A 16301-nucleotide genomic window follows, 5' to 3' on the forward strand; every position below is an offset into this window, starting at 1 on the left:
GGAGAATTATCAATACAATAGCACCATTTAGACATAAACAATTTCAATTCAATTTTGAAGATTAAAAAATTGCTGTAAATCAACAAGTTAAGATTAAGTTTAAAGTGTCAATAGAAAAGAAAATCTATTTTCATTATTAAGTGAAATAATGCACCAAATATAAATGTCATATTATGAGAGCCTACTTTGAAAAGCACCAAAAGCGTAATAGAACTTCCATAAGACTTCCGGATTGGATGGAACACCAATGCAAAAGAATAGGATTATTTGAGTCTAAATCAACTTCAAAAGTGATTAGAGAAGCCATTAATGAGTATTTAGAGGGCAAAGAAATGGGATATGGAAGTTATCTTCAAGTGCAGGGTAAATTTATCAACAAGTAAATTTAGGGACCAAAACAGGGACCAAAAAAAGAGACAGTTCACTTTGAAAAGTCTCTTTTAAGAAGTGGAGAAGATCGGATTCGAACCGACGACCTCTTGACTGCCAGTCAAGCGCTCTAGCCAACTGAGCTACATCCCCTTTCTTTTGGTTCTATGAACAAAAATTTTTGCAAATTTAATTCTATAGAACAGGCCAAATTTAGTAAAAACATAAAGACAAATTACAGTCATTCTCATTCTTTTCTGTTTATTTTTCAATCCCATTATTTTCTTGGCCTGTGGTTTTAATGACTATATTTGAACTTAAGCTATTTAAACTCATGAAAAAAATCATATCCGTATTATGCTTTTCAATTTTTCTCTCGAAAATTTGTTCCGCACAGCAATTTTCTAAAGCAGTAACCAAAGAGTCGTTTACGGAATGGAATTTTGGTGTAGCTTTCATAGAAAGTGTGGCTCCCTTCCCTGGCGCTTCATTTCTTTGGGGTAAAACACACACATATGAAAATAATCTAATATTTGAGTACGAAGGTGGATTTGCTTTTCCTACACTTGTGACAGGAAAAGTAGGAATAGGTAAAAAATTCGAAAACACTAAAGCTGTCATCGGAATTAGGCCATTCCCATTTAATATCTATGGACAAATGAGTATTGCTGAAAAAGAAAACGGTTATTGGATTGCTTCAATTGAATACAACCCGCTGAACCCTAAAATACGCACATCAGTGGCCGTAATAAATTTTGGATACAGACGGAATTTTGAGCTTAAAAAAAAGAAAAGTATACCCCCGAGCTTATAAGCTAAAAAAGCGCATAAAATTTCAACGCTCATACACAATAGTTATTTGTATTAAAATTCTATATCTTTGGTTAATTCACAACTCATGAGAACACTTTTATACCTTTTTTCTGTTTTTTTGTTTTTTTCTTGCGCTAATAATGATGCTGTTGTTTCATGTGTGTTTTCTCCGGATCTAGAAACTTTTGAAGTTACTTATATATCATCCAGCTCAGCTATACTAACGGGAAGGATATCCTTTAATGCTGAAAACTGCAACATCCCCCCTGGGGCCCAACAGGGGTTTGTATATAGCACCTCATCTCTACCTTCAATTGAAGACAATTTAATTGCTGTTTACGGGACCGATGTTGGTGTCAATTTAGATAATTTAGAACCCAATACAACATACTATGTGCGGACATTTATCGCTAATTCATTAGGTGAGTACTACGGTAATGAAGTGCTTTTTGTGACCTCAAATGCTATTAATTATGGCATTAGTACCTATGAGACTAGTTTCCAAGGATTGGACAGAGATTATATTGTTTATATCCCTGAAAACTACACCCCAGAACACCCTTCCCCCCTGTTGTTTGTATACCATGGTTTTGGGGGTAACAACAACCTTACGATGAACTACACTGGCTTTAATGAAATTGCAAATCAAAACAATTTTATAGTGGTATATCCACAAGGGAGCAACTTTATAGGCGTCCCTCACTGGAATGTAGGTGGATGGACTCTGGGAAGTACAACAGATGACATTGCATTTACGGAGTACCTGATCAATACTATTTCCGATCAATACAGTATTAATAACGATAGAGTATATGCCACTGGAATGTCCAACGGAGGGTTTATGAGTTTTTTATTGGCCTGCCAAATGAGTGATACTTTTGCCGCTGTAGCCTCGGTTACTGGTTCGATGACCACAGAAACATATGAACAATGTACTCCTTTGCGCGAGTTGCCTGTTTTACAGATTCATGGTACAATCGACCCAATTGTACCCTACGCTGGTGTTCAAGCTTGGAATACGCCTATAGATGAAGTGTTGACTTATTGGGCAACTAATAACGAATGTAATTTAACCCCGCAAATTATTAGCTTAGAAGATATTGACCCTGACAACAATATTAGAGTTGATGAAATTACATATGACGGCGGGACTAACGCTAGCGTTGTAAAACACTACAAAGTCTATGGGGGGGGTCATGACTGGTTTGATAACGCTGAGATTAGCGCCAGTGAATTGGTATGGGAATTTTTCTCTAACTACGACCTCAATGGGTTAATCAATTGACTAAAGAACTAACCCCGTTCAAATTGATTTTGTATTTTTGAATTCAATTTCAAGTCCTTGAATACAGCCATTAGCAATAATCAAATAAACAGACTCGCTGTTCCCGCGATCATCGCTGGAATTTCAGAGCCCATTTTATCATTAACTGATGCAGCCATTGTAGGCCACATCTCAATCAATGCTACAGAATCACTAGCTGCAGTTGGTATTGTTTCGTCTTTTCTCTCCATGCTAATATGGGTTTTAGGACAATCCCGTTCGGCCATATCCGCAATTATTTCTCAATATTTAGGGGCAAATAAGTTGAATGAAGTCAAGCAGCTCCCTGCACAAGCTATGGCTATAATTATAACTTTAAGCATTGGCGTTTGTGCGCTGACTATGCCGTTTTCTGAAGCAATTTTTAAGTTTTATAATGCCAAAGATCTTTTGCTTAGCTACAGTGTAGAATACTTCAATATTCGGATTATAGGATTCCCATTTACATTATATACCTTTGCAATATTTGGTATTTTTAGAGGCTTACAAAACACATATTACCCAATGGTAATTGCCCTTATAGGGGCAGCAGTGAATGTTCTTCTTGATTATGTTTTAGTATACGGATTAGATGGGGTTGTCCCAGCACTAAATCTAAAAGGTGCAGCCATCGCAAGCGCTTGTTCCCAATTTCTGATGGCACTTTTATCTACTGTTTTGTTATTGAAAAAAACACCCATCAATTTAAAATTGGCGCTGCCGCTCAATAAAGAGTTGCCAAAATTCTTACAAATGATTGGTAATCTCATCATTAGGACTTTAGCCTTAAATTTGGCCTTATATTTTGCAGCAAGCTTCGCAACTGCCTACGGCACCAATTACATTGCTGCCTACACAATAGCAATAAACTTATGGTTTTTTGCAGCCTTTGCTGTAGATGGTTATGCCAGTGCGGGAAATATAATGTCAGGCAAACTTTATGGTGCAAACCAAATCAAACTACTAGTCGAACTGAGCAATCGCCTACTAAAAAGAGCGTTAATTGTTGGTTTCTTAATGGCGGGGCTAGGAGCTCTTTTTTACAGCGCTTTGGGAACAATATTTACCAACGAAAAAGCTGTGCTTTCTGAATTTTATAAAGTTTTTTGGATCGTTCTTCTCATGCAGCCATTTTGTGCCTTAGCTTTTGTCTTCGATGGTATTTTTAAAGGGCTTGGGCAAATGAAAACATTAAGGAATGTACTAGTGTTGTCTACAATTTTAGTGTTTATTCCTGCACTTTTTGTTGGACACTACAATAACATGAAACTTCATGGAATACTTCTTGCGTTTACCCTATGGATGATTGCACGTGGCGCCCCATTAGTTGTAAAATTTAGAAAACAATTTTTACCCCAAATTCAAAACCATTAACTTTGTTTAAAATTAACAAATAATCACAACATCAATCTATGCAGAAAATAAGAATAACAAAGCAGTTTTCGTTTGAGACAGGGCATGCATTACACGGCTACGATGGAAAATGTAAAAACATTCACGGGCATAGTTATCGGTTGGATGTTACTGTAATAGGAAAGCCTGTAGCAGACGAATCGAATCCAAAGTGCGGCATGGTGATTGATTTTTCAGATTTAAAAAAAATTGCTAAAGATGAGATTGTGGACGTTTTCGACCATGCTACAGTTTTCAATAAAAACACCCCTCATTTAGAATTAGCAATGCTACTGAAGTCTAAAGGACACAATGTTCTGTTAGTTGATTATCAACCAACTACCGAAATGATGGTGATCGATTTTGCTGAAAAAATTAAAAAACGACTACCCAATAACATTAAATTACACGCTCTAAAACTTCAAGAAACAGCTACTAGCTTTGCTGAATGGTTTGCGAACGATAACGAATAATGCGTATGAACACCATCAACGTTCCAAAAGGGAAGAATGTATATTTCACATCAGATCATCATTTTGGTGCCCCTACAAAAGCGGCTTCAAAACCTAGAGAGGAAAGGTTTATTTCCTGGTTAGACCACATAAAACAGGATGCTGATGTGCTTTTTATCTTAGGGGACTTATTTGATTTTTGGTTTGAGTACAAGTACGTTATCCCAAAGGGCTTTACAAGAGTTTTAGGAAAATTAGCTGAATTGAGCGACCAAGGCATAGAAATACACTTTTTTGTGGGGAATCACGACCTTTGGATGCGGGGGTATTTTGAAGAAGAGTTAAATATTAAAGTTTATCATAACACAGAAGAATTTAAAATCAACGATATGGTATTCTTTATCGGCCATGGCGATGGTCTTGGGCCACATGATAAAGGGTACAAAAGATTAAAGAAAGTGTTTAAAAATTCATTTTTCAATTGGCTTTATCGTTGGCTTCATCCCGATATTGGCGTACGTTTTGCCCAATACCTTTCGCTTAAAAATAAACTTATTTCTGGCGATGAGGACGCAAAGTTTTTAGGAAACGATGACGAGTGGCTGGTGCAATATGCACAGCGAAAATTAAAGGATAAGCACTTTGATTATTTTGTTTTTGGCCACCGCCATTTACCGTTGGAAATACAATTAAATCCCAAATCCAAATATGTCAATCTTGGTGATTGGATCACACACTTTACCTACGGTGTTTTTAATGGTGAAAAACTTGTTCTTAAAAAGGCTAAATCTTAAATTATCTCTATTTTAAACCAGTAATTATTTTTTGAGAATCTCCACTGCATATTCAAAAAAGTTCTGCTGAAAACATTACAATTCAATTTTAAAAAAACGAGCGTAACCATCACCTTTTTCATCCTCAGATGTAAGCCAAAACCTATTAGGGCTTAAAATTTTTATTGCCTCTACTTGACAGACTCCAATTGGAATTTCATACATGTTTATATTATAATCTGACTTTCGAGTTAAAGTGAAGTTTTTTAGAGTAAGTAAATAATAAATGTTAAAGTCAATCGTCGCAGACATCACAAGTGTTTTGGTTGCTTCGTGATAATCTGCCCCTGTAATAATAGACTGGGTGTTTAACTCTCCTATTTTTTCAGCTTCATAATTGCCTGGAGTTTTTGGCAATTTATAAATTTGAGTGGTTTTGGTTGCTCTATTCTTTGTAAAAATAAGTAGATTTTCTCCAATAGATATAATAGCCTCAGCATCAAATCTTGACTTTAATTTATAATTAAAATCTTTTTGTTCAGGATACGTGAATTGTATCAATTGTATTTGCTCTGAACTCTCTGGGTCTATTGGGATTTTAATGATATTTAAATTTTTTCGAGTGTCATAATTATTTCCAGTATCAGCTATGTATAAATATGTTTGATCTCTTGTTATATCCTCCCAATCATTATTTACTTGGTCTTTTAGTAAGCGTTTCTGGATAATTTCCCCCTTTTTATTTAGATAATATAATACTGGGGCACCCCCTGAATCATTATGAGTTACAAAATGATTCCCAATAATTTCTAATCCAGATGTTTCATTTAAAAGCGATGAGAGGTCGTATAGCCTAGTGACTTTCTGTGAAAAGGATTGATAAGAGATTATACATACAAAAAATAAAATGTTTTTAATCATTTCATTATCTTTTGCCAATCCACAATTTTAAAATTTTGATTTAAACCATCATTGTCATCATCTTGAGCAATAAAAAACCCTTTAGGGAACAAACTTGTTGAAATAGTCGAAACATCAATTCCGTCTGTTTCTGTAGTCCCATCTATAGATTTATTAGCAATTATTCTAAAAAATTGAATTGGCGACAAAGTTTCTCGGTCTATAATTAAGTATCCATTAGAGCCTTGTATTGAAGCAATTAACTGACCTTTACCATTTGGCTCTTCTCTTAAAGCTAAACCCTCAAAATCCGGCTTCAAATGCTTATTTTTTTTATAAATTAGCTTGCGTTCTGGTGATATTGATGGATTAGCATTCACTTCCCAAATCCCTTTACGTTCTTGTGCAATATAGACTTTCTCTTTATATTCGTCTGTAACAATTCCCTCAACTATGGATGAAAATTTAAGCGTTCTGATTTTCTTAATTTTAGGTAAGGCCTGATTGTTATTATAAACCCATTGTTCAACGCGTCCTTTCTTATCGCTAATAAATATATATGTATTGACTGGACCATTGTAAAATGTAATTCCATACACATCTTTAAGTGAATTTAAGGGCTGCCTTATAAGCTGTTGCTTTAGATTACCCTGAATATCAAACAAATACAAGTCAAGAGCATTATAAGTTCTATTTGTACCACAAACAATAAATTGATTCGTATTGTTTTTTGATGGTATGATATCAACATTATTAATTCGGCCTAATTCATAATCATGAATTTTATTCCCTTTTAGATCATAAACAATTATTCCATATTTCTTATCAGATGAAATAATTAGTGATTGGTCTGGGGATGATTTGTTTTCTAACACACAGATGTCATCAGCCGCATCATCCTCTGCAAACACAGGCTCAGTTTCAACATCAGCACTGACTTCATGATATGGCAAAGGACCTAATAAAATAGGTCCCTGCGCATTCAAAAAACAAACATTAAATAAACAAACAATTAACTGTAAGATTTTTTTCATTAAAAATCATATTTAAGTCCTAAGTTCCAGCTGACGTTATAATATTCAAGTTGCATCGTTCTTGACTCTACTCCTTGGAAATATCTTAGGGGTTGATTTGTTAAATTCTTGCCTTCGGCAAAGATACTCCAGTTGTCATTGATTCTATAGTTAGCATTGACATCCAAAAAGGCTTGCTCATCATAGTAACGATCAAAATCTTCATCGTCACTAATTTCGTCTAACGAACCTTCAGAATAATTATAAGACGCTCTAATAAAGAATTTACTGTTTTCGTAAGCTAGCGATAGGTTATACATATTATCGACTTGACCTACTAAAGGAACATCTGAACGGACCACAGTATTTTCTGGGTCTTCGTCAGGGAATATAACGTCACCCGTTGATGAGCTTGTAAAAGTGTAGTTACCCATAAATAGAAAGTTCTTCAAAAACCTTGTCTGATAGGTAATTTCTAATCCATTTACATCTGCTTCTGCACCATTTCTTAATTGACTGAACTCAACATTATCGTAGCCAGCATATGATTCATTGAAAGAAGTATAACGGTAAAGCCAGTTTTCAATTCGTTTATTAAAATAACCTAGGGAGAAAAATCCAAATCCATCAAAATAATACTCTGCCATAATATCAAGGTTTGTGGACAATGCAGGTTTTAAGTCAGGGTTACCAATATTTACAGCTTCTTGTTCTTCAATAGATATGTAAGGCACTAAATCAAAATAAGCTGGTCTGGCTAAAGACTGAGTGGCAGCAAAGTTTAAATTAAATTTATCATTAACATCCCACTGAATGGTTAAATTCGGAAGTATATTGGTGAAATTTGAAGAACCTGAAACAGGATTTAAGTCTGAAGGCGTTTCCATTGTCTCGTCATCAAATTCGAAACCTGTGTAATCTATACTTGTAGCTTCAAGACGTGCTCCAACAATTGTTTTTACATTTCCTCTTTTGTTTTTTAATGTAGCCATGGCATATGCAGCTGTAATTGACTCGTCCGCATCGTAATTACCTGCTCCAAATTCATCTAATGGATACCCTACAAAAAAATCATCATTTGTTCCACCAAGAGATAAGTTCCCCAAAGCATTCGCAGTCATGAAAATTCCACTCTGATATTGGTGGCCTGGCTCATAACCAGAAATTGTAGCATCAAAATTAGAAACAGTATCTAAATTTCCAAGAAGTGCATCACCATTAGAATTTTCTTCGTATTCATACCATACATCATCGCGCATTTTTGTTTTTGTATTTTGCTTAAACCCAAATTTTATCTTATCATTATTCGCTACTGGCAATTCAAAATCAACTCTAAATACAAAATGATCTTCCTCAGTCATTTTGAAGGCGTCTTGAGCCCATTTGAACTCATAGTTTGATGGATCATTCCATAAATCACCATCCCAGCTAAAAGTTGGGAATTTAGGATTTGATATGTCTAATGAAGTAAAAGGAACATCAACATCTGATTGATAACGAACATAGCGCTCGTTTGGTCGTTCCTCACTAGCTTTGGAAGTACTAACTTTCCAATCGACCGCTAATTTTCCCAATTGGTGCTCTCCACCAAGAGTAAATTTTTGAGTTCTCTGATCTTCAAGACGTGCGCCATCATTTTTATCATCATTGATACCACCTTTTGTTTGACGTCTTATAGTTGCAGTCCCAGATATTCCATCAGAAGCCATGTCAATGCTTCTTACTCGCATTCGAAATCTTTTTTCCCAATCGTCTCTATGGTTATAGATAGATTTAAAATACAAGGAGTTGTTTTCATTAAATTGGTAATCGAAGTTCAAACTTGCACTTCGTCTTGTACGTTTTACGTCGTATCGTCTAATGTCCATTTCACCAATAGGTCCATCTTCTGCCCAATCCGAAGGATCATTCCACTCAAATTCAATATTATCGGAACCATAATCCTTGGTTTGGATTGTACCAGAAAATGTATAACTAAATTTGTCCGAAAGTTGATCACCAACAACAACAGCAAAATTAGAATTGTAACCTCCAGATCTAATGGGCTGACCACCTCCACCTGCAGTAATATTTGCTCTAAATCCGCTAGGTTTTGAACGTGTGATTAAGTTTACAGAGCCCCCAATCGCATCAGCTTCCATATCTGGAGTTAATGTTTTATTGACTTCAATAGATTGAATCATTGCGGAAGGTATTAAATCTAATTGAATATTTCTATTGTCCCCTTCGGCTGATGGAATTCGTTCTCCATTTAAGGTAACAGAGTTTAGGCCTGGGCCAAGACCTCTCATTACAATATTACGTGCTTCACCTTGGTCTGCTTGCATACTTACGCCAGCAATACGCTTGATAACATCACCAACGTTATCATCTGGATATTTCCCAATTTGATCTGCAGATACAACGTTTGTAATGTTTAAATCAGATTTTTGTTTATTGAGACCTTTTATGATTCCATCTTGAAAAACTGATAAAACAACTTCATCTAACTCATCAACAGTCGGACTGAGTACAAAAATTTCATTTGTAGTTTCCCCGGATATTATGTTAATTTTTTCTTCAAAAGCTTCAAATCCAAGATAAGAAATCTTAATCGTTTGTTCGCCTTCAGTATCCAAAATTGTAAAGAATCCGTTGAAATCTGTAACAACAGCTTTGGACGAAGGTTGTGTTTGAACAGTAGCCCCAGGAAGAGGAAAACCGTTATTATCAAGAACACGACCTTTTAAATTCGTGGTTTGTGCATAAGTTAAACTTATACAAAGTAATAAGATAAATGTAAAATAATTTTTCATAATTTTTGGTTGTTTAAAACAATCCAAAATTACCTTCACATTTCTATTATGATTTTAAAATTATTTTATTTAAATGTTAAAGAAAATTATTAAAACTTTATCTGTAAGTTAATAATAATTCTAAACCATAAATTTAAAGTTAACACATTTTTGAAAAAAAAATTTAAAACTATTTTTGGTTGTCATCTTTTAATGTTTACAAAACCAATTAATACGTTAAACTTAATGTTACGCTAAATTTAATTTATTGTTAGCATTTTATGGATTTGTTACGTTAAAATGAATATCTTAGTATTTACAAACCAATATGTCTGAAAATGGAACTATTTGATATACCAATTTTTGATAACGACTTTTATAAAATGTGTTTTAGGTTTTTAATTAATATAGCATTCTTAACTTTCGTTATTAGATTCTCGTATTATCACTTTACAAAAAAAGCAGATTATTTATTTGCCTTTTTTTTAGTGGGTATCGTTGTGTTTTTCTTGTGCTTTACACTCAAAAAATATGAGATAAACTTAGGATTGGCTCTCGGGCTTTTCGCAATTTTCGGGATTTTAAGATACAGAACCGATCAAATTAAAATTAGAGAAATGACTTATTTATTTGTTATTATTGGGCTCTCTTTAATCAACGGATTATCCAATAAAAAAATGAGTTATGTAGAAATACTAACATTAAACACAACGGTTAGCATATTTGTGTTTTATTTGGATCGTTACTGGAGCTTACAACGCCTAATACCTCAAGAAAAAATTGTACCAAAAGATTTCAGAACGCAAGACATCATTTACAACTCACTAGAAAATATAAAACCCAAACATCATAATTTACTCAAAGATGAACTTGAGAATTCCCTTGGGGTTAAAATTTTAAAATTAGATATTGGTGAAGTAGACTTTGATAAACAAATCGTTAAAATAAAAATCCGCCACAAGAAGTTAATATGAAAACCGAAATGCTTCTCCAAAGCTCTTTTCGCCTCATTTTAATGCTTTTGCTGGTGGTCAACAGTGTTGATGCGCAAATCAGCAACGATCTTGAAGGTTGGAGCGCTGTTGAACTAAACTTAAAGGCCACCAAGAAGTTGTCCTTTTCGGTAGCAGAACATTTAAGGTTTCGCAACGACATTTCTACTGTAAAAAATTACTTTACCCAGATTAAAGTGAATTACGAAATCCTTAAAAACCTTGAGCTTGGCGCTGGAGTGCGCTACATTACTAAAAATGATGATGTTGGCGGACAACAAGGATATGACCCTTTTTTTAGATATCAATTTGATGCGGCTTATAGACACAAAATTGAAAAGCTTGGCCTATTCTTTCGCCTGAGGTATCAAAACAAAAATCAATTGGGACGCTCTGAAAGTGAAGGAGATGTCGCTAAAGAATTCATACGAACGCGCTTTGGAGTCGGTTATAAAATCAAGCCCCTTAAACTCACGTTAAGGTTGTTTGCAGAGCATTTCAATCAGCCAAATAATTCAAAAATAGAGCAAAGCGAAACGCGTATGCGTTACACACTAAAACTGAACAGAAGGTTTAAGAAAATTGGTGCTTTTACTCTTTTTTATGGCATACAAAACAATAGTGTTGGGGATTTGAAAACCAAAAAATCTTTTTTAGGGCTTAAATATGCCTACAAGATTGACTTTACGAAATAAGCTCTTAGTCCTCATTTTCATGAGCTTCAAGCTCGCCCTCAAGGTCTAAATTTCTAAAACTTGGTGAAACAATTCCTGTTGTCAAAACAGTGATCAAGGTCATTGTTCCGCCAAAGACAACGGCAGTGACTGTACCCATCAACTTTGCAGTAAGCCCACTTTCAAAAGCGCCTAATTCATTCGATGAGCCTACAAACATGGAGTTTACAGATGACACTCGTCCACGCATGTGGTCTGGTGTTTTGATCTGTAAAATAGTTTGTCGAATAACCATCGACACTCCGTCGGTTACTCCACTAAAGAAAAGGGCAACTACCGAAATCCAAAACACAGAAGAAAGTCCAAAAACAATTATAGATACCCCAAAGCCAAAAACAGCAAAAAGTAATTTTAACCCCGCTTTTCTGGCAATGGGTATGTAGGCCGTTGTAAGCATCGTTAAAAAAGCGCCTACAGCAGGTGCAGCGCGTAAAATTCCAAATCCTTCGGAGCCAACTTTTAAAATATCTTGAGCAAAAATTGGTAAAAGCGCAACAGCGCCACCAAAAAGCACTGCGATCATGTCCAAACTTAAAGCCCCTAAAATCGCTTTTGTTTTAAATACAAATCGTACCCCTTCTTTCAAGCTTTGAATAACAGGCTCCCCAATTTTGGGGTTCAAAACCGGTTTTTTTGAAATCACCAATGCGAGTAAAAAAGCGCAAATGACCAACACAAAGACAATACAAAGCGACCAATGAACTCCAATCCAATTGATGGTGAACCCAGCAAAAGCTGGCCCTAATATCGACGCCATTTGCCAGGTTGAGCTGCTCCATGTGGCAGCATTTGGATAAACCTTTTTTGGGACGATAAGAGCAATTAACGAAAAAATAGTTGGTCCAAAAAATGCACGTAACATTCCCCCAAAAAACACAAACGCATAAATTGAGTACAAAATAGATTGTTGAGACCATGCTACAGAAACAGAAGCATCAGAAAGAAAAAATAAACCCAAACTGATTAAAGAAAACAGGCCAATACACCACAAAAACAAATTGCGTTTTTCGCGCTGATCAACAATATGACCAGCAAATAATGCCATACTTAAGGCTGGGACAATTTCCATAAGACCAATAATACCTAGGGATAATGGATCCTTGGTAAGCGAATACACCTGCCATTCAATAACTATAAATTGCATTGACCAGGCAAAAACCAACATAAAACGCAACAAAAGAAAAACATTAAACTCTTTAAATCTTAGCGCTGCGTAAGGATCTTTTGTTACCATATTTATTGCTTTATATCTTTGAGTTTTAACTGCAGACTGATACGGCCGTTCCATTGGTTTTCATCTATAGCATAGGCAATACTGAAGGTGCTTTTATTTGCAACATAAGGCAGTTTATCCCCCAACCCAAATCCAATACCATTGATGGGCTCTCCATTGTGTTGAGCCACGCTAATTTTGAGGTGTTTGTCCTCTTCTCCAACACATTTTGCATATCCGGTATCTACCACGTCACTTGTCATAAAAACAGGAGCCATGTTTTGTGGTCCAAAAGGTGCAAATTGTTTTAAAATTCTGTAAAATTTTGGCGTAACAGCACTCAGTTGAATTTCTGCATCGATAAGCAATTCTGGTGTTCTTAAATGCAATGCCAAAGTTTTATCCACTTCGTTTTCGAAGGCTTGTTTGAATGCTCTAAAATTTTGCTCTTTAATGCTAAGCCCTGCCGCATACTTATGCCCGCCAAATTGCTCAATATATTTACTGCAGTTTTGCAAGGCTTCATAAACATCAAATCCACGAACAGAGCGAGCAGAAGCTGTAAGTAAGTCTCCGCTTTTTGTGAATACCAATGTTGGACGGTAGTAGATTTCAATAAGCCTTGAAGCCACAATTCCGATTACCCCTTTATTCCAAGACGAGTCGTAAACAACAGTTGATGAACATTCGGTCTCATTAAGTTCCTCAATCTGTGCAAGAGCCTCTTTGGTGATGTTTTGATCCAATGCTCTACGGGTTGTGTTGAAAGACTCAATCTCTTGAGCAACAAGCTCAGCCTGGGTTATGTTGCTTTCTTTTAGAAGTGATACCGCATAATTACCATGCTTCATTCGTCCTGCCGCATTGATACGGGGTGCAATAACAAAAACAACATCAGCTATTGTCAACGTAGTTTTTTTAATATTTTTTATAAGTGCCTGAAATCCTGGGCGAGGACTGGCATTCATGACGCGAACCCCGTGATAAGCCAATATTCGATTTTCGCCTACTATAGGAACAATATCGGCGCCTATTGCCGTTGCTACTAAATCTAAATAGGGTAAAAAATCTTTAAGAGACTCGCCTTGATTATGGCCCAAAGCGTGAATCAACTTAAATCCAACACCACATCCACAAAGCTCCTTAAATGGATAGGTACAATCCGCTCTTTTTGGATCTAATACGGCAACCGCTTGAGGTAATTTATCTCCAGGGCGATGATGATCACATATAATAAAATCTACTCCTTTATCTTTTGCATATTGTACCTTGTCAACCGCTTTAACTCCACAATCCAAAGCAACAATTAACGTAAAATCGTTATCAATAGCATAATCAATACCCTTGTAGGACACGCCATATCCCTCTTCGAATCGATCGGGTATATAGGTCGCGATTTGATCCGTTTTTGTTTCAAGGTAAGTTGCCATCAAAGCTACAGAAGTAGTGCCATCAACATCGTAATCTCCATAAACCAATATGCGTTCGTTTGTGGCCAAAGCACGTTCAATGCGTTCGACAGCTTTATCCATATCCTTCATCAAAAAAGGATGGTGTAAGTCTTCAATTTTGGGGCGGAAAAATGCCTTGGCCTCCTCAAATGTTTCTATACCGCGTTGGACTAAAAGATGAGCGATAGAGCGATCTACAGCTAGTGCATCTACTAAATGCTGAACTTTGTGTTCGTCTACTGAAGGCTTAAGGGTCCAGCGCATTGGTTATTGAGTTTGAAAATGAATTTTAGTATTTACATTTGCAAACTTTCGAAACATTTCCATCACTCCACAATATTTTTCTACCGACAACTCAACCGCACGTTTGTGTTTTTTTTCATCAATGTGTCTACCTGAAAAATAATAATCAACATCTACATTATGATAGTATTTGGGATGATCATCAGTAAGTTCACCAACCACATCAATTTGCAGCCTGTAGTCTGTAATTTTCATCTTTTTAAGAATATCAACAATATCAATTCCCGAACAACCTGCAAGAGAAGATAACATCATCGCTTTGGGCGAAAGCCCCTGCTGTCGAGCAATACCATGGTCTGTAGTATCCATAAGCACGGTATTACCACTTGGATTATCAGATTCAAAAAGCATCCTGCCTTTCCAATGCGTTGTCGTTTTGTGGGCCATAATAAAATTATTTTTTGTTACTTGTTCTATCAAAAATACCATTAAAAATTTAAAGTATGCCTTTAGTCACACCATTAAACCCAGAACATGATTTAGAAACTAAATCATTAGCAGATTTTTTTAATGAAACCTTAGGATTTTGTCCTAATTCGGTACTTACTATGCAGCATCGCCCAGCAATTAGTAAAGCATTTATTAATTTAAACAAAGCCGTAATGGCCAATGAAGGGCGAGTTTCATCAGCGCTGAAGCGCATGATTGCATGGGTGAGTAGTAATGCTACAGGATGCCGATATTGTCAGGCTCATGCTATTCGAGCAGCAGAACGTTATGGTGCTGAAGAAGAACAATTAAATAATATTTGGAGCTACAAAACACACCCTTCGTTTAGCGAATCCGAACGTGTAGCATTGGACTTTAGTTTAGCAGCCTCTGTAATTCCAAATGCTGTGGATGATGCTCTTAAAAAACGATTGTACACCCATTGGGATGAAGGGGAGATTGTAGAAATGTTAGGGGTTATTTCATTGTTTGGTTACCTCAACCGTTGGAATGATTCAATGGGAACAAAAATTGAAGATGGAGCTGTGGAAAGTGGGATGATGTACCTTGGGAAAAATGGCTGGAATAAGGGGAAACACCTCTAAATTTATCGCCCAGAAATAACAATTACAATCTCACCCTTTACAGCTGCCTTACTGTAATGGTCTAAGAGTTCTTTTGCTGTTCCTCTGCGGGTTTCCTCGAAAAGCTTAGTAAGCTCCCGAGAAATAGAAATTTGACGATCTTCCCCAAAAAATAAACAAATTTGCTCTAGGGTTTTGTTTAGTTTGTGTGGGCTTTCATACAACACTATTGTTCGTTCTTCTTCTGCTAAGAGTTTTAAGCGCGTTTGACGGCCTTTTTTAATGGGTAAAAATCCTTCAAAGATAAAGCGATCATTGGGAAGGCCTGAGTTTACAAGTGCGGGTACAAATGCTGTAGCGCCTGGCAAACACTCCACGGGAATTTGTTCGGCCACGCAAGCGCGAGTAAGTAGAAATCCGGGGTCTGAAATAGCAGGTGTCCCTGCATCACTTATCAATGCAATTTCAAATCCAGATTTTAATTTTTCTATGATACGGTCCAGTATTTTATGCTCGTTGTGCATATGATAGGATTGCATCGGGGTCGATATTTCGAAGTGCTTCAAAAGTTTTCCTGATGTTCTGGTGTCCTCGGCTAAAATTAAATCCACAGATTTTAGTGTAGAAATTGCACGTAATGTGATGTCCTCCAAATTACCAATAGGTGTTGGTACGATGAATAGCTTCATGAACACAAGTTTATAACCAAAGGTACAATGTTTTTAAAAAAATAGATTTGTTTTTAAGGATTATAAATCAATTCAATAATTTATTTTTGTTAAAAACCACAACTATGAATCGAAAAT

Annotated in this window: 16 protein-coding genes and 1 tRNA gene; 9 read left to right on the forward strand and 8 right to left on the reverse strand. The window is 35.9% G+C overall.

The genetic code is table 11. From position 1 onward, the window contains the following. Positions 1–173: 173 nt before the first annotated feature. Positions 174–383, forward strand: a complete 210-nt coding sequence (locus FORMA_RS05055; protein WP_069674631.1) for a hypothetical protein — start codon at positions 174–176, stop codon at positions 381–383. Between the two features lie 65 nt (positions 384–448). Here FORMA_RS05055 and FORMA_RS05060 read toward each other — a convergent pair. Next, positions 449–522: transfer RNA gene (locus FORMA_RS05060), tRNA-Ala, on the reverse strand. A 181-nt stretch (positions 523–703) separates the two neighbouring features. Between FORMA_RS05060 and FORMA_RS05065 the strand changes: the two genes are divergently transcribed. The 5 genes from FORMA_RS05065 to FORMA_RS05085 all read left to right on the forward strand — a co-directional run bounded on the left by FORMA_RS05065 (position 704) and on the right by FORMA_RS05085 (position 5123). Next, positions 704–1183: a hypothetical protein gene (locus FORMA_RS05065; protein WP_069674632.1), complete on the forward strand. Its 480-nt coding sequence runs from the start codon at positions 704–706 to the stop codon at positions 1181–1183. Between the two features lie 84 nt (positions 1184–1267). After that, a complete protein-coding gene (locus tag FORMA_RS05070; RefSeq protein ID WP_157506036.1) occupies positions 1268–2467 on the forward strand; it encodes an alpha/beta hydrolase family esterase in 1200 nt (399 codons plus the stop codon). Positions 2468–2524: 57 nt separating this feature from the next. Beyond that, complete coding sequence (locus FORMA_RS05075) at positions 2525–3859, forward strand: MATE family efflux transporter (protein ID WP_069674634.1); 1335 nt, start codon at positions 2525–2527, stop codon at positions 3857–3859. Between the two features lie 38 nt (positions 3860–3897). Next, positions 3898–4350 carry a 6-pyruvoyl trahydropterin synthase family protein gene (locus tag FORMA_RS05080; RefSeq protein WP_069674635.1) on the forward strand — a complete coding sequence of 151 codons (453 nt, stop codon included), beginning with the start codon at positions 3898–3900 and terminating at the stop codon, positions 4348–4350. Between the two features lie 14 nt (positions 4351–4364). Beyond that, positions 4365–5123 (forward strand): UDP-2,3-diacylglucosamine diphosphatase, encoded by a 759-nt coding sequence (locus FORMA_RS05085; RefSeq protein WP_069675454.1) that lies wholly within the window; start codon positions 4365–4367, stop codon positions 5121–5123. A 75-nt stretch (positions 5124–5198) separates the two neighbouring features. Here FORMA_RS05085 and FORMA_RS05090 read toward each other — a convergent pair whose 3' ends face one another. The 3 genes from FORMA_RS05090 to FORMA_RS05100 are packed head-to-tail and all read right to left on the reverse strand — an operon-like array spanning position 5199 to position 9810. Further along, entirely contained in the window at positions 5199–6041 is an 843-nt protein-coding gene (locus tag FORMA_RS05090; RefSeq protein ID WP_069674636.1) for a hypothetical protein, read from the reverse strand. Beyond that, positions 6020–7036, reverse strand: coding sequence for a phytase (locus FORMA_RS05095; protein ID WP_069674637.1), 1017 nt, complete (start codon positions 7034–7036; stop codon positions 6020–6022). Before FORMA_RS05095 ends, FORMA_RS05090 begins: the two co-directional genes overlap by 22 nt. Further along, a complete protein-coding gene (locus tag FORMA_RS05100) occupies positions 7036–9810 on the reverse strand; it encodes a TonB-dependent receptor (RefSeq protein ID WP_069674638.1) in 2775 nt (924 codons plus the stop codon). Before FORMA_RS05100 ends, FORMA_RS05095 begins: the two co-directional genes overlap by 1 nt. A 362-nt stretch (positions 9811–10172) precedes the next feature. Here FORMA_RS05100 and FORMA_RS05105 point away from each other — a divergent pair, with 362 nt between their 5' ends. Then, positions 10173–10763 (forward strand): DUF4956 domain-containing protein, encoded by a 591-nt coding sequence (locus tag FORMA_RS05105; RefSeq protein WP_231925008.1) that lies wholly within the window; start codon positions 10173–10175, stop codon positions 10761–10763. Beyond that, positions 10760–11476, forward strand: coding sequence for a DUF2490 domain-containing protein (locus tag FORMA_RS05110; RefSeq protein WP_069674640.1), 717 nt, complete (start codon positions 10760–10762; stop codon positions 11474–11476). Before FORMA_RS05105 ends, FORMA_RS05110 begins: the two co-directional genes overlap by 4 nt. Positions 11477–11480: 4 nt before the next feature. Here the strand turns inward: FORMA_RS05110 and FORMA_RS05115 are convergent, their stop codons facing one another. The 3 genes from FORMA_RS05115 to FORMA_RS05125 are packed head-to-tail and all read right to left on the reverse strand — an operon-like array spanning position 11481 to position 14869. Then, entirely contained in the window at positions 11481–12749 is a 1269-nt protein-coding gene (locus FORMA_RS05115; RefSeq protein WP_069675455.1) for an MFS transporter, read from the reverse strand. 2 nt (positions 12750–12751) lie between these two features. Beyond that, the gene (gene recJ, locus FORMA_RS05120; protein WP_069674641.1) at positions 12752–14443 is read right to left on the reverse strand and encodes a single-stranded-DNA-specific exonuclease RecJ; all 1692 of its coding nucleotides are present in this window, start codon (positions 14441–14443) and stop codon (positions 12752–12754) included. 3 nt (positions 14444–14446) lie between these two features. Further along, positions 14447–14869 carry an OsmC family protein gene (locus tag FORMA_RS05125; RefSeq protein ID WP_069675456.1) on the reverse strand — a complete coding sequence of 141 codons (423 nt, stop codon included), beginning with the start codon at positions 14867–14869 and terminating at the stop codon, positions 14447–14449. 56 nt (positions 14870–14925) lie between these two features. Between FORMA_RS05125 and FORMA_RS05130 the strand changes: the two genes are divergently transcribed. After that, positions 14926–15516, forward strand: a complete 591-nt coding sequence (locus tag FORMA_RS05130) for a carboxymuconolactone decarboxylase family protein (protein ID WP_069674642.1) — start codon at positions 14926–14928, stop codon at positions 15514–15516. A gap of 2 nt (positions 15517–15518) precedes the next feature. Here FORMA_RS05130 and rsmI read toward each other — a convergent pair whose 3' ends face one another. Further along, the gene (gene rsmI / locus FORMA_RS05135) at positions 15519–16184 is read right to left on the reverse strand and encodes a 16S rRNA (cytidine(1402)-2'-O)-methyltransferase (protein ID WP_069674643.1); all 666 of its coding nucleotides are present in this window, start codon (positions 16182–16184) and stop codon (positions 15519–15521) included. Positions 16185–16301: the final 117 nt, after the last annotated feature.

Origin of the sequence: Formosa sp. Hel3_A1_48, from assembly GCF_001735715.1 — a bacterium.
Taxonomy (GTDB): domain Bacteria; phylum Bacteroidota; class Bacteroidia; order Flavobacteriales; family Flavobacteriaceae; genus UBA3537.

What these genes read in the sequence shown, in the direction of transcription:
- FORMA_RS05055 (WP_069674631.1), top strand. Translation starts at nt 174, where the DNA reads ATGAGAGCCTACTTTGAAAAGCACCAAAAGCGTAATAGAACTTCCATA.
- FORMA_RS05065 (WP_069674632.1), top strand. Translation starts at nt 704, where the DNA reads ATGAAAAAAATCATATCCGTATTATGCTTTTCAATTTTTCTCTCGAAA.
- FORMA_RS05070 (WP_157506036.1), top strand. Translation starts at nt 1,268, where the DNA reads ATGAGAACACTTTTATACCTTTTTTCTGTTTTTTTGTTTTTTTCTTGC.
- FORMA_RS05080 (WP_069674635.1), top strand. Translation starts at nt 3,898, where the DNA reads ATGCAGAAAATAAGAATAACAAAGCAGTTTTCGTTTGAGACAGGGCAT.
- FORMA_RS05095 (WP_069674637.1), bottom strand. Translation starts at nt 7,036, where the DNA reads ATGAAAAAAATCTTACAGTTAATTGTTTGTTTATTTAATGTTTGTTTT.
- FORMA_RS05100 (WP_069674638.1), bottom strand. Translation starts at nt 9,810, where the DNA reads ATGAAAAATTATTTTACATTTATCTTATTACTTTGTATAAGTTTAACT.
- FORMA_RS05105 (WP_231925008.1), top strand. Translation starts at nt 10,173, where the DNA reads ATGTGTTTTAGGTTTTTAATTAATATAGCATTCTTAACTTTCGTTATT.
- FORMA_RS05110 (WP_069674640.1), top strand. Translation starts at nt 10,760, where the DNA reads ATGAAAACCGAAATGCTTCTCCAAAGCTCTTTTCGCCTCATTTTAATG.
- FORMA_RS05115 (WP_069675455.1), bottom strand. Translation starts at nt 12,749, where the DNA reads ATGGTAACAAAAGATCCTTACGCAGCGCTAAGATTTAAAGAGTTTAAT.
- recJ (WP_069674641.1), bottom strand. Translation starts at nt 14,443, where the DNA reads ATGCGCTGGACCCTTAAGCCTTCAGTAGACGAACACAAAGTTCAGCAT.
- FORMA_RS05125 (WP_069675456.1), bottom strand. Translation starts at nt 14,869, where the DNA reads ATGGCCCACAAAACGACAACGCATTGGAAAGGCAGGATGCTTTTTGAA.
- FORMA_RS05130 (WP_069674642.1), top strand. Translation starts at nt 14,926, where the DNA reads ATGCCTTTAGTCACACCATTAAACCCAGAACATGATTTAGAAACTAAA.
- rsmI (WP_069674643.1), bottom strand. Translation starts at nt 16,184, where the DNA reads ATGAAGCTATTCATCGTACCAACACCTATTGGTAATTTGGAGGACATC.